12 protein-coding genes are annotated in these 12,061 nt (G+C 62.2%); 4 read left to right on the top strand and 8 right to left on the bottom strand.

The annotated features are described in order from the left end of the window. Nucleotides 1–99: 99 nt before the first annotated feature. From ACZ5YV_RS11785 to ACZ5YV_RS11760, 6 genes are all read right to left on the bottom strand, one after another. Entirely contained in the window at nucleotides 100–1,023 is a 924-nt protein-coding gene (locus ACZ5YV_RS11785) for a DMT family transporter (protein ID WP_464787779.1), read from the bottom strand. Nucleotides 1,024–1,239: 216 nt separating this feature from the next. Then, a complete protein-coding gene (gene ispG, locus ACZ5YV_RS11780; protein WP_464787778.1) occupies nucleotides 1,240–2,400 on the bottom strand; it encodes a flavodoxin-dependent (E)-4-hydroxy-3-methylbut-2-enyl-diphosphate synthase in 1,161 nt (386 codons plus the stop codon). 51 nt (nucleotides 2,401–2,451) lie between these two features. Beyond that, nucleotides 2,452–3,759, bottom strand: a complete 1,308-nt coding sequence (locus tag ACZ5YV_RS11775; RefSeq protein ID WP_464787777.1) for an OmpP1/FadL family transporter — start codon at nucleotides 3,757–3,759, stop codon at nucleotides 2,452–2,454. Nucleotides 3,760–4,081: 322 nt separating this feature from the next. Further along, the gene (pgmG, locus tag ACZ5YV_RS11770; protein ID WP_464787776.1) at nucleotides 4,082–5,452 is read right to left on the bottom strand and encodes a phosphoglucomutase/phosphomannomutase PgmG; all 1,371 of its coding nucleotides are present in this window, start codon (nucleotides 5,450–5,452) and stop codon (nucleotides 4,082–4,084) included. A gap of 18 nt (nucleotides 5,453–5,470) precedes the next feature. Further along, nucleotides 5,471–5,914, bottom strand: a complete 444-nt coding sequence (locus ACZ5YV_RS11765) for a J domain-containing protein (protein ID WP_464787775.1) — start codon at nucleotides 5,912–5,914, stop codon at nucleotides 5,471–5,473. Beyond that, nucleotides 5,914–6,723 carry a division plane positioning ATPase MipZ gene (locus ACZ5YV_RS11760; RefSeq protein WP_464787774.1) on the bottom strand — a complete coding sequence of 270 codons (810 nt, stop codon included), beginning with the start codon at nucleotides 6,721–6,723 and terminating at the stop codon, nucleotides 5,914–5,916. Before ACZ5YV_RS11760 ends, ACZ5YV_RS11765 begins: the two co-directional genes overlap by 1 nt. 102 nt (nucleotides 6,724–6,825) lie before the next feature. Here ACZ5YV_RS11760 and panC point away from each other — a divergent pair, with 102 nt between their 5' ends. Then, complete coding sequence (panC, locus tag ACZ5YV_RS11755; RefSeq protein ID WP_464787773.1) at nucleotides 6,826–7,671, top strand: pantoate--beta-alanine ligase; 846 nt, start codon at nucleotides 6,826–6,828, stop codon at nucleotides 7,669–7,671. A gap of 364 nt (nucleotides 7,672–8,035) precedes the next feature. On the opposite strand, the gene ACZ5YV_RS11750 is transcribed toward panC, so the two are convergent. Then, nucleotides 8,036–8,476, bottom strand: a complete 441-nt coding sequence (locus tag ACZ5YV_RS11750) for a CopD family protein (protein ID WP_460987066.1) — start codon at nucleotides 8,474–8,476, stop codon at nucleotides 8,036–8,038. After that, nucleotides 8,476–9,537, bottom strand: coding sequence for a uroporphyrinogen decarboxylase (hemE, locus tag ACZ5YV_RS11745; RefSeq protein WP_464787772.1), 1,062 nt, complete (start codon nucleotides 9,535–9,537; stop codon nucleotides 8,476–8,478). Before hemE ends, ACZ5YV_RS11750 begins: the two co-directional genes overlap by 1 nt. 288 nt (nucleotides 9,538–9,825) lie before the next feature. On the opposite strand from hemE, the gene ACZ5YV_RS11740 reads away from it, so the two are divergent. Genes ACZ5YV_RS11740 through aroE form a run of 3 tightly spaced genes read left to right on the top strand, consistent with a single transcriptional unit; the run spans nucleotide 9,826 to nucleotide 12,061 of the window. Then, nucleotides 9,826–10,653 (top strand): pyruvate, water dikinase regulatory protein, encoded by an 828-nt coding sequence (locus ACZ5YV_RS11740; RefSeq protein ID WP_464787771.1) that lies wholly within the window; start codon nucleotides 9,826–9,828, stop codon nucleotides 10,651–10,653. After that, the gene (locus ACZ5YV_RS11735) at nucleotides 10,650–11,243 is read left to right on the top strand and encodes a Maf family protein (RefSeq protein WP_464787770.1); all 594 of its coding nucleotides are present in this window, start codon (nucleotides 10,650–10,652) and stop codon (nucleotides 11,241–11,243) included. The genes ACZ5YV_RS11740 and ACZ5YV_RS11735 overlap by 4 nt, the downstream gene beginning before the upstream one ends. Further along, nucleotides 11,240–12,061 carry a shikimate dehydrogenase gene (gene aroE, locus ACZ5YV_RS11730; RefSeq protein WP_464787769.1) on the top strand — a complete coding sequence of 274 codons (822 nt, stop codon included), beginning with the start codon at nucleotides 11,240–11,242 and terminating at the stop codon, nucleotides 12,059–12,061. The genes ACZ5YV_RS11735 and aroE overlap by 4 nt, the downstream gene beginning before the upstream one ends.

Raw genomic sequence — 12,061 nt, 5'->3', positions numbered from 1 at the left:
CGAGCGGGGAGTCCGCGTCAAGAGTCCGGCGTTTCGGCTGGTCGTGGGAAAGTCATGAATGAAATGGCGAGAAAAACGCGATTCCCGCCGAAACACGAATCATGTGATTCCTTCATGCATTTGCGCTGGCGGAGATGCGCGCATGGCGACGAGGCATCCGGCGACGATCAGCGCCGCGCCCGCGAGGGTGGTGAGGGTCAGCCGTTCCCCGAAGGCGAGCCAGCCGATGATCGCTGCCCAGATGAAGGCGGTATATTCGACCGGGATTAGATGCTGCGCCTCCGCCCGCGCATAGGCCCAGGCGAAGGCGGCGAGCGAGGTGAAGGCGAAGGCCGCGCAGGCGACGATCAGAAGCGCGGATTCGGGTCTGGGGAGACCGAGGCGCAGCGGCACCAGGGTCGGCGCTGCCCATGCGGCGGCCGCGCACAGGCCAAAGAGGATGAGCATGACGCAGTGCTGGAAGAAGGCAACCTCGACGGGAGAGGCAAGCTGCGCCTGCTGGCGCTGGATGATGAGGTTCCAGGCGAAGAGGACCGCCGAAATCAGCACGGCGGCGGCGCCAAGCAGGGCGTCCCAATTATAGCTGTCCTGCATTCGGCCCGACAGGATCACCGCGACGCCGACGAGTCCGAGGAGCGAGGCGCTGATAGCGCACTTGCCGATCCGTTCGCCCAGCAGCAGCGCGGCAAGATAAAGGGCGATGAGCGGCGCGATGAAGGACAGGGCTATGGCTTCGGCGAGCGGCATGCGCATCAGCGCGAAGAAGAAAAGGCTGCCCATCAGGGTCACGACACAGCCGCGCAGGACATGCAGGCGCAGAGCCGCCCTGCCCGGCCAGCGATGGCGGCCCGGCAGCATGATCGCAAGGCCGAGCAGCGTTCCCGCGAGGGCGCGCCAGAAGAGGGCGTTGAAGAGGCCGATGGAGAGGCTCAACCCCTTCATCGCCGCGTCCATGATGGCGAAGAGCAGGACGGCGGCGCAGCAGACCGCGAAGGGGATGGCGAGGGAGCGGGGTTGAGGCATCTTGCAGGCTTTTACCCGGATGATTGGATCACAGTGCTCCTGCGAAGGCAGGAGCCTAGAGCATCGTGCGCAAAAGTGGGAACCGGTTTTGCGCTTAAAACGATGCGATAACAAAAAATTAGAGCGCGCGACCTGCGTCCGATAAACGCAGCGCGCTGTAGTTCAGACCGTGGGACTAGGCTCCTGCATTCGCAGGAGCACGGCTCATTGGATGCCCTACTCCGCCGCTTCGGCCCGGCCTGCGTCCGTCGTTTCCGCTTCGAGCTTGGCCGCTTCGATCTCCGCCGCCTTGGCTTCGACCAGTTGCACGATATGGTCGACCATGCCTTCGTCCTGGATCGTGTGGTCAGTAAGGCCGGAGAGATAGACCATATGCTTGCCCGCGCCGCCGCCGGTGAGGCCGATGTCGGTTTCGCGTGCTTCGCCGGGGCCGTTGACCACGCAGCCCAAGACCGAGAGCGACAAGGGCGTGTGGATATGCTGGAGCCGTTCCTCCAGTGCCTGCACGGTACGGATGACGTCGAAGCCTTGCCGCGCGCAGCTGGGACAGGAGATGACCTTTACCCCACGCGTGCGGATGCCGAGGGATTTGAGGATCTCATAGCCGACGCGCACTTCCTCTTCCGGTTCGGCGGAGAGGGAGACGCGGATAGTGTCACCGACCCCGGCCCAGAGCAGGTTGCCGATGCCGATCGCGCTTTTGACCGTGCCGCCGATCAGGCCGCCCGCTTCGGTGATGCCAAGGTGGAGCGGGCAATCGACGGCTTCGGCCAGCTGCATATAGGCGGCGACGGCAAGGAAGACGTCGCTGGCCTTCACCGCGACCTTATATTCGTGGAAGTCCTGATCCTGTAGCAGCTTGATATGATCAAGGGCGCTTTCGACCAGCGCTTCGGGGCAGGGTTCGCCATATTTTTCGAGCAGGTCCTTTTCAAGGGAGCCTGCATTGACGCCGATGCGGATGGCACAGCCATTGGATTTGGCCGCATCGACCACTTCCTTGACGCGCGCTTCCGAGCCGATGTTGCCGGGATTGATGCGCAGGCAAGCGGCGCCCGCATCGGCGGCTTCGAGTGCGCGCTTATAGTGGAAATGGATGTCGGCGACGATCGGCACGCGGGCGGCGCGGACGATCTGCTTCAATGCGGCGGTCGATTCCTCGTCAGGGCAGGACACGCGGATGATGTCCACGCCCACTTCCTCGCAACGGCGAATCTGGTCGATCGTCGCCTTGACATCAAAGGTCGGCGTGTTGGTCATCGTCTGCACGGTGACGGGCGCGCCGCCGCCGACGGGCACATTGCCCACCATGATCTGTCGGCATGGGCGACGGGCGATGTCGCGCCAGGGACGCAGGCCGGGATTATGGTCGGACATGAACTGGGGGCTCCGTGCTGATGGAGCCCCTATAGTGATTCACGAGCCAAGTTAGAAGCGCGCCGTCACCGATGCGGCGATCTGGTCCGCATTGCCGCTGGTCCGAGACAGGGTGGTGACGGTGGTCGCCGCAGGCGTCCCGGCATAATAGGTTTCGGGGCGGATGATATTCGCCTTTTCCACGAAATTATGCGCGTAGCTGAGGTTTAGGCCGATGGAGGGCGAGACATTGTAGGTCGCCCCGGCCGACAGCCAGGCGCGATCGCCGTCGGGCACCCGCGTCGTCAGATGTTGAGGATTGGTGGGCGAGCGATCGAACATCGTGCCCGCCCGCAGGGTGAGCGCGGGGCTGACGTCATATTCGCCGCCCAGGCTGACGCTGTAGCTATCCTTGTAATCCAGTTCCTTGACCGAGGTGCGGCCAGCCGCCGTGATCGCGATCGATTTGAAGACCGACCAGTTATACCAGCGCGCACTGATCATGGCGCGCAGGCTGGGCGTCAGCCGATGCATGAAGCCGACGGTCACGATGTCGGGCAGTTCGAGCGGCGCGGTGGCGTCGCTGCTGCCATTTTGCGGCGCAAGCAGGCTTTGGAGGCCCGAAATCGTCTGCGTGCCGGTCAGATGATGGCCCATGCCGGAGCGATAGGAGATGCCGACATTCGTGTCGCCATCGGTATAGAAGAGGCCCGCATTCCAGCCCAGCGTCCAATCCTTGCCCGTCACCCGGACAAGGCCATCGGTCGTGATCAGGGGCGACAGTTGCGGCAGGGCGTTGGTCAACGTGACCTTCACATATTGGACGTCCACGCCGCCGCCGATGGAGAAATGATCGTCGAGCTTATACGCGGCAGACGCCTGAACATTATAAGCCTTAAGGTCGGTGTGGAGCGATTCATAGCGGCCAAAGAAGCCTGGGTCATAATCCAGCTTCAGGCCGAAGGGCGCATTGACGCCCGCGCCGAGCCACAGCCGGTCGGTGACCTGACCCGTGACATAGAAGCTGGGCACGGGAATGACCTTGTCGAACGGATTGCCGCCCGAATTGCCGGTGATCGGCACAGTGACGCCCGGAAAGCCCGGTACGGTGCGATTGCTGCCCTGGTTCGATTGCTGAGCGGTCGCGAAAAGCGCCACGGCGCCAGCGGACAATTGCACGCCGGGAAGTTCGGTGATCGCGGCAGGATTGAAATAGATGGCCGACGGGTCATCTGCCGCCGCACCGGCACCCGAAAGCGCCCTGCCCGTTTCCTTGGGCGATTGTTCCTGAAGATAGAAGCCGCCGGCGAGCGCGGGCAGGGGAAGTGCCAGAAGGCCAACAGACAAGAAGCTGGTGGCAATGCGGCGGCTTGAAAACATGCAATTCCCCTTTGAAATCCCGTTGCGGCGTCAAGGCACGCAATATCATCCCGCGATATGGCAGCAATATGGTTAATTTCCGGTTCGGGCAGCATGTGCGCCCGGCGAAAAAAAAGCCGCCCCGAAGGACGGCTTGGAAAGTTTTAGGAGAGGATGCCTGAAAGGCCCGTTCCTTTTGCGGGGCGGCGCTTCCTTTCGCAACTGCGAAAGACAAGTATACGGTTGCGTTTATTGCAACTGTCAACAATTGGGAGATTTCCGTAGCGGAAATGAGGACGGCGTTCGGTGAAGATTTGGGAAGGATCAGCTGTGGCGCTGTGGCTCAAGCGTCGAAATTGGGCACCGCTTCGGACAAGTGGCGGAAAAGATCGGCCCGCAGGCGATCGAGCCCCTGCTGATTCGTCGATTCGATTCTGGCCACCAACTCCGCTTGCGTATTGGATGCGCGCAATAGCCACCAGCCATCTTCGGTCGTGACCCGGGCGCCATCGATCGCGTTGACGTTCGCACCTTCTGCCCGCAAGTGCGAAACTATCTCCGCGACGATCGCGAATTTTTGGTCTTCATCGACCGGAAACCGCAATTCAGGCGTGTTTACCAACGGCGGCAGCGCTTCATAAAGGGCGGTCACGCTCTTGCCGAGGCGGCTCACCAGCCGGATCAGGCGCACGGCGGCGTAAAGCCCATCGTCAAAGCCGTAATAATCATCGGCGAAGAAGATATGGCCGGTCATTTCGCCGCCTAATGGGCTGCCGATTTCCTTCATCTTCGATTTGATGAGGCTGTGGCCGGTTTTCCACATCAGCGGCGTGCCGCCCAGTGCCGTCACGCGATCGAACAGGGCCTGGCTGGATTTCACATCGGCGACGATGGTGGCGCCGGGCCTGTCGATCAGCACCGGTTCCACGAACAGGGAAAGCAGCTGATCGCCCCAGATGGTGCGCCCCTGCCCGTCGATCACGCCGATCCGGTCACCGTCCCCGTCGAAAGCCAGTCCGAAATGGAGGTTGTTGGCAAGGACAAGGGCGCGCAGGTCATGCAGATTTGCCTCGATTGTCGGGTCGGGGTGATGATGGGGAAAATTGCCGTCTATTTCGGTGAAAAGCGTGTGATGCTCACCCGGGAGCAGCTGGACGAGCTTGTCCACGACGGGGCCTGCGGCGCCATTGCCCGCGTCCCAGCCGATGCGCAGCCCGCCGCCGTCGAACCCTTCCATCAGGCGGGCGACATAGCGGTCCATGATGTCGATGGTGGAGCGGCTGCCCCTGCCCTGTTCCCAATCGCCCGCAGTGGCGATGGCGCCCAGACCGGCGATGTCGGCGCCAAAAAAGGCTTCATGCGCAAGTACCAGCTTGAAGCCATTGTGATCGGCGGGATTATGGCTGCCGGTTATCTGGATGCCGCCATCAACATCGAACGTCGCTTCGGCATAATAGAGCATTGGCGTGGGGCCGATGCCGATGCGCAGCGCGTTGATGCCGCTGTCGGCAAGGCCATCGACCACGGCCGATTCCAGCATCGGTGAGCTGAGGCGGCCATCATAGCCGACCGCGATCGATGATCCGCCTTTGCGCCTGACGATCGTGCCGAAACTGCGGCCCAGCGCGTAGGCGTCTTCCTCTCCCAGGGTTTTTCTGACGATGCCGCGCATGTCATATTCGCGCAGCAGCGAGGGGTGGAAGCGGTGGGACATGGGCTCTGTTCTACAGCCTTAGCGGCGGCGTGCGGTCTCTTTTTTCTCGGGCTCGGCGAGTAGCAGGTCGCGGGCTGCGTTGATTTCCGCCGCCAGCGCTTCGGTGCCGCCGCGATCGGGATGGACCGAGGCGATGAGTCGCCGGTGGGCTGAGCGGATCATGGTCTCATCGGCATCTTCGGGTACGCCGAGCAGGGCGCGCGCTCTTGCTATGCTGGGGGCTTCGGGGGTTGTTTTGGGAGCGGCGGATCGCCTTTTCTTCTGCTGCGATTGGGACAGGAAGAAGAGCGCCGCACCGAGGAGCAGGGGCGCTCCGGCCAGGGGTTTGCCCTTGGCCGCCATGACGGCACCTACCAGCGCTCCGCCCAGCACCATGCCATCCTTCATACTCATGCGCTGTAGTCGTCCCGTCCAGATGAGCCAGGCGGCCAGCCCGAGAAGAAGAAAGGCGAAAAGGCCCATCAGGCCGCGCCGAGAAGATCGACCGGCGAATTTTCCTCACGGGCGGGGAGGGCGAGGCCGGACACCATCTCACGCAGTTCCTGGCGCGCGGCGATGTGGCTGACGCCAAGGTCGCCCAGATGACCCTTGTCGAGCAGGGTGAGGCCCGAGGGGAAAAGCTCGCGGAAGATGACGCGTTCGGACAGGCCCGGAATCACCCGGAAGCCGACGCGGCGGGACAGTTCCATGAGGGCATCGCCGACGCGCTTCTTGTTGCGGGCGTCATGATGCTGAACGCGGTTGCGCAGGACGACCCAGTCGATCGACACGCCATCGGCCTTTGCGCGGGTCTTGCGCGCTTCGAAGATGAGTTCGGAATAGAAGGACAGGCGGCGGACCTTGAAGGTTTCGGCGTCCACCTGGCCGATGAGGTCGAAATCGACGAAGCTGTCGTTCATCGGCGTCACCAGCGTGTTGGCGCGGGCGGCCATGTGGCGGGCGAAAAGGTCATCGCGGCCGGGGGTGTCGACGACCAGGAAATCCTTACCCTCGGCCACGGCGGCGGATTCTTCCTCCAGCGCTTCAATCGTGTCGCCCTTCAGTACCGCGAAGTCAGGCGCGGGCAGGTCGATGTTGCGGCGGCGCGCCGTCTCCGCGCGATTTTCCATGTAGCGCGTGACGGTACGCTGGCGCGGATCGAGGTCGATCATGCCGACCTTGTAACCGAGCGCGGTCAAGGCGATCGCGGTGTGCACGGCGGTGGTTGATTTGCCGGTCCCGCCCTTTTCATTGGCGAAGACGATATGATGCGTTTGGGTGTTCGGACCCATGATAACCCCGTTTATTGCCGCAGCGATTCTTGACCCTATTGTGGGCCTGTGTCTTTAGCAGGATAGTCCCCGTGACCCCGCCATATCGGAGCCCCTCGTCCCGTGCAAACCCTGCGTGACCTTCCTTCCCTGCGATCCGCCATCGATGCGATGAAAAGCGATGGGCGACCTGTCGCGCTGGTGCCGACGATGGGCGCGCTGCATGAGGGGCATATGGCGCTGGTCGAGGAAGCGCGGCGGCATGCCGGGCATGTCGTGGTGTCGATCTTCGTCAATCCGCGACAGTTTGGCGCCAATGAAGATCTTGATGCCTATCCTCGGCGGGAGGCCAACGATGCGCAGATGTGCCAGGCGGCGGGAGTCGATGCACTGTGGGCGCCGACGGCCGAGGTCATGTATCCGGCGGGTTATGCCACCAACATCTCGGTTTCGGGCGTGACCGAGGGCCTAGATGGCGCGGCGCGGCCGGGGCATTTCGATGGGGTGGCGACGGTCGTTACCAAGCTGTTCAACCAGGTGCAGCCCGATGTCGCGTTGTTCGGCGAGAAGGATTATCAGCAGCTCGCGACGATCCGGCAGATGGTGCGCGACCTTGATATGCGGGTCGAGATCATCGGCGTACCGACGCAGCGGGCCGAGGATGGCCTCGCTTTGTCATCGCGCAACGCCTATCTGACCGAGGATGAGCGCAAGGATGCGCTCGCTCTGCCCCGCGCGCTGGGTGAAGCGGCGCGGCAGATGGAAAAGGGCGCGAGCGTGGAGGCTGCGATTGCCAAGGCGATCACAATGCTGGCCGCGCATGGCTTTGACCCCATTGATTATGTGACGCTGTGCGATGCGGTGACGCTGGAGCCGATGAATATGCTCGATCGTCCGGCCCGGTTGCTGGGCGCGGCGAAATTGGGGCGGACGCGGCTGATCGACAATATCGCGGTTGATCCGGCCTGAACTTGCCCTGACTACATAATCAGATCGAACCTCCTGGCGCCTGAGCCTGCATTTTCACGCCTGATCTGTTCAAGACGCTGACGAACATGGCGACGGTGACTGAATGCACGCAATGCGCGCAGGACAAAGCTGCTCACGACCCTTCTCCCCTTATTATTTGGCGAGGAAATTAGCGGCGGCTTTGATTGCCGCAATATGTCGATCGACATGCGAATTAAGTTAGGGGTGGTGGCAGGCGCGGCTGGTTCAGGTCAGCAGACCGCCGCCATTTAGGCGGAATCTGGAACCTTCTTGATGTGCGATCCGGCCTCACGAGATCCCAGCCTTCGCTGGGATGACGGACTTTTTTGGGTGACGGCTTTCTTCAGAAGGGTTTGACGATCACCGCGACGACGATCACCGCGGCGGCAATGCCCGGGACTTCGTTGATGAGACGGAGCTTTCCCTCCGGCAAGGGGCGCTCACCCCGGGCTAGCTTCTTCGCATAGCCTGCGATCCAACCATGATAGGCGGAGAGGCCGAGGACGAAGAGCAGTTTCAGGTGGAACCAGCCGAAATGCCAGGCGCCGATTTCGACCATCAGCATGAGGCCAAAGACCCAGACGAGGATCAGCGAGGGGTTGAGGATGATCTTGAGCAGGCGCCGCTCGCGATCGATCCATTTGCGGTCCTCATCCGATCCCACGGCACATTGGTGGTGATAGACGAAAAAGCGCGGCATCATGAACAACCCCGCCATCAGGAAGATGACGAAGATGACATGGGCAGCCTTCACCCACAGATAAGCGGCACCGAGATAAGGCATCAGCTCTGCTTTCCTTGCCGGACATAGGCGATCAACGCTTCGACATGGGCGATAGACGTGTCGGGAAGAATGCCATGGCCGAGGTTCAGGATATGCGGACGACCTGCGAAAGCGGCGCGGATATTGTCGACCGATTGTTCGACCGCCCTGCCCCCGGCGATCAGCGCGAGCGGATCGAGATTGCCCTGTACCGGCAAGCCCTGCGGCAGGACGCGGTTGGCCCAGTGCGGATCGATGGTTTCATCCACGCCGATCGCATCGACGCCCGTGCCCGCCGCATAATCGGCGAGTTTGGCGCCCGCGCCCTTGGGAAATCCGATGACGGGGATATCGGGATGAAGGCTTTTGAGCTTTTCCACGATGCGCCGGTTGGGTTCGATCACCCAGCGTTCGAACTGAAGCGGCGCGAGGCTGCCTGCCCAGCTGTCGAACAGTTGCACCGCCTCTACCCCTGCCTCGATCTGGCCCGAAAGATAGATGACGGTAGACTCAATGATTGCGTCGATGATCGCGCCGAAGCGTTCAGGGTCCTGATAGGCAAGACGACGAGCCGCGCCCTGATCCTTGCTGCCCTGCCCGGCCACCATATAGGTGGAAATGGTCCAGGGACTGCCTGCAAAGCCCAGGAAAGTGACGGACGGGTCGAGCGCTGCCTTCACCTGCCGAACGGTCTCATAGACGGCCTCGTAGCGGCTGAGATCAGGCTTGAGCGCCGACAGGTCCGTTTCGCTGAGGATCGGGGCGAGGCGTGGCCCCTCCCCCGTCTCGAACCAAAGGTCCTGGCCCATCGCATAGGGCACGATCAGAATGTCGGAAAAGAGGATCGCGCCGTCAAAGCCGAAGCGGCGCAGCGGCTGAAGCGTGACTTCGGCGGCGGCGGGGCTGTCATAGACGAGTTCGAGGAATCCGCCCTTTTCAGCCCGCAAGGCCCGATATTCAGGTAGGTAGCGGCCCGCCTGGCGCATCAACCACATGGGCGGTGGGCTAAGGCATTCCCCCTGCAGGACGGAAAGCAGCGGCTTGGAAGGCCCGGCGGAAAGGCCGATATCTGGTCCCGTCATAAACTCTCTTATTTAGATTCTTAAAAGGATGATGGAGATAGTAGGTCAGTTGGTAGCGGGGTTTATGCGCAGCGCCCGGATTTGCCAACAGCTTGACTCTCCAGGCCTACGGATTCGGGACCGAGTCAGTGCGGGTCATCCACGCTATCCACAGGCTGTGGATGAAAATGACGGCCTGTTGGGGGCATGTGGATAAGATTCCGGGCTATGGGCACTACCCAAAAGGGGTAATTTTGCCCGCAACCTATCCCTTGCTTTATCCACAGGCTCCCCACAGAGATATGCGTCATGTCGCGTATCCATCTGCATTTGCTGTCTGACTCCACCGGCGAGACGCTGGAAAATATCGCCAAGGCCGCGATCGGCGCGTTCGAAAATGTGGAAGCGGTGCGCCATTTCTGGCCGATGGTGCGGTCGGATGTCCATCTTGACCGGATCATGGAGGAGATTTCCGCCAATCCGGGGTTGGTGCTGTTCACTTTGTCCAATCATCAGCTGCGTCGGCGGCTGGAGACGCGTTGCCGGGCGCTCGGCCTGCCCCATGTCGCGGCGCTGGACAGCGTGACGGACGCGCTGTCCAACATATTGGGGCAGGAAACGCGCAACCGGCCGGGGCGCAAGCATATCCTAGACGAAGCCTATTTTGCGCGGATCGAGGCGATCCAGTTCACCATCGCCCATGATGATGGCGTGGGGCATGAAAATTGGGAGGAGGCCGATATCGTATTGGCGGGCGTGTCGCGCGCGTCCAAGACGCCGACCTCCATCTATCTGGCCAATCGCGGGTACAAGACGGCGAACATCCCCCTGGTGGTGCAGTCGCCGCCGCCGCGCAGCCTATATGGGTTGAAGCATCCGATGGTCGTTGGGCTGACCGTCAGTCCCGAGCGGCTGGTGCAGATACGTCGTAACCGGCTGCTGTCTCTGAATCAGGCGCCGGAGACGAGCTATGTCGATCTGGATAAGGTGCAGGAGGAATTGGCCTTTGCCCGGCGGATGTTCGCCGACAATGGCTGGCCGGTGATCGACATGACGCGGCGATCGATCGAGGAAGCGGCCGCCGCGATCATCAATCTGTTCAACGACCGCGTATTGGGGGAGGGGAGTGACCTATGATCGTGCTGGCGTCGCAAAGCGCGAGCCGCAGGGCGCTGTTGCAGGCGGCGGGGGTCCCGTTCGAAGCCCTGTCGCCCGGTGTCGATGAAGAGGCGGCGAAGGAAGCGCTGCGGGGCGACGGGCTGGATGCGCGCGCTTTGGCCGATGCGCTGGCGGAATTGAAGGCGTTGCGGGTGTCGCGCCGGGTGCCCGGCGGGTTGATATTGGGTTGCGACCAGACGTTGAGCCTGGATGACGGCAGTATGATCGACAAGGCGGTGGACCGCGCCGATGCCGAGCAAATCTTGCGGTCGTTGTCGGGGCGGGTGCATCATTTGCACAGCGCGGCGGTGATCGCGCTGAACGGCGAGCCGATCTGGCGGCATGTCGAGCGGGTGCGGATGACGGTGCGGACGTTGTCGGATAGTTTCATAGCTAAGTATCTGGACGAGGAATGGGAGCATTGCCGCTGGTGCGTCGGCAATTACCGGATCGAAGGGCCGGGCGTGCAACTGTTCAGCAAGGTTGAAGGCAGCCAGTTTACGATTCAGGGATTGCCGCTGCTGCCGCTGCTTGACTTTCTCCGCGTCCGGGGCGTTTTGCCAGCATGACCGACAAGCTCCCCTATGCCGAAGTGATCGGCGATCCGATCGCGCACAGCAAATCGCCGCTCATTCACAATTTCTGGCTCGATTGCCTGGGGATCGAGGCGGAATATCGCAAGACGCATGTGACGGCGGAGGGGCTTTCCGCCTATTTTCTGGAGCGGCGGGCCGATCCCGACTGGCTGGGATGCAATGTCACCATTCCGCACAAGATCGCGGTGATGGATTATACCGATGATCCGGGTGGCGTACGGGAACGGATCGGGGCGATGAACACAATCGCCAGCGAGACCGGCGGGCCGTTGATCGGCACCAATACCGATGCGGGGGGATTTCTCCAGCCGCTGTTGCGCGACAAGTGGACGGGGACAAGCGCCGTACTGGTCGGCGCGGGCGGTGCGGCGCGGGCGATCCTGTTCGCGCTGACGAGTCTGGGGGTGGAGGACATCACCGTCATGGTGCGCGATGCGGCCAAGGGGCAAGCGTTGCTGGACCGGGCGAAGGTGAAGGGGCGGGTGATCGGCATGGGTGATCCGCTTCTGGCGGCCGATCTGCTGGTCAATACCAGTTCGCTCGGCATGGTGGGGCAGCCGGCGCTTGATCTTGATCTGTCGCCGCTGGCCAGTGGCGCGACGGTCTATGACATCGTCTATGCGCCTTTGGAGACTCCGCTGCTGAAGGCCGCCAGAGCGCGTGGGTTGAAGGCGCTGGACGGGCTGGAGATGCTGATCGGGCAGGCGGCGCTGGCGTTCGATATTTTCTTTGACGCGCAGGCGCCGCGCGACCGGGATGATGAATTGCGCGCGTTGCTGCTGGCGGCCTGA

This window comes from Sphingobium sp. TomTYG46 (genome assembly GCF_055396345.1).
Note: the sequence above shows the minus strand (reverse complement) of the source record. Positions and strands in the feature narration are given on the sequence as shown.

Coding starts and splice junctions, on each gene's coding strand:
- ACZ5YV_RS11750 (WP_460987066.1), bottom strand. CDS start 8,476: ATGCCTTATCTCGGTGCCGCTTATCTGTGGGTGAAGGCTGCCCATGTC.
- ispG (WP_464787778.1), bottom strand. CDS start 2,400: ATGTCCGACCATAATCCCGGCCTGCGTCCCTGGCGCGACATCGCCCGT.
- ACZ5YV_RS11735 (WP_464787770.1), top strand. CDS start 10,650: ATGATCGTGCTGGCGTCGCAAAGCGCGAGCCGCAGGGCGCTGTTGCAG.
- ACZ5YV_RS11760 (WP_464787774.1), bottom strand. CDS start 6,723: ATGGGTCCGAACACCCAAACGCATCATATCGTCTTCGCCAATGAAAAG.
- ACZ5YV_RS11765 (WP_464787775.1), bottom strand. CDS start 5,914: ATGGGCCTTTTCGCCTTTCTTCTTCTCGGGCTGGCCGCCTGGCTCATC.
- ACZ5YV_RS11775 (WP_464787777.1), bottom strand. CDS start 3,759: ATGTTTTCAAGCCGCCGCATTGCCACCAGCTTCTTGTCTGTTGGCCTT.
- hemE (WP_464787772.1), bottom strand. CDS start 9,537: ATGACGGGACCAGATATCGGCCTTTCCGCCGGGCCTTCCAAGCCGCTG.
- ACZ5YV_RS11785 (WP_464787779.1), bottom strand. CDS start 1,023: ATGCCTCAACCCCGCTCCCTCGCCATCCCCTTCGCGGTCTGCTGCGCC.
- pgmG (WP_464787776.1), bottom strand. CDS start 5,452: ATGTCCCACCGCTTCCACCCCTCGCTGCTGCGCGAATATGACATGCGC.
- aroE (WP_464787769.1), top strand. CDS start 11,240: ATGACCGACAAGCTCCCCTATGCCGAAGTGATCGGCGATCCGATCGCG.
- ACZ5YV_RS11740 (WP_464787771.1), top strand. CDS start 9,826: ATGTCGCGTATCCATCTGCATTTGCTGTCTGACTCCACCGGCGAGACG.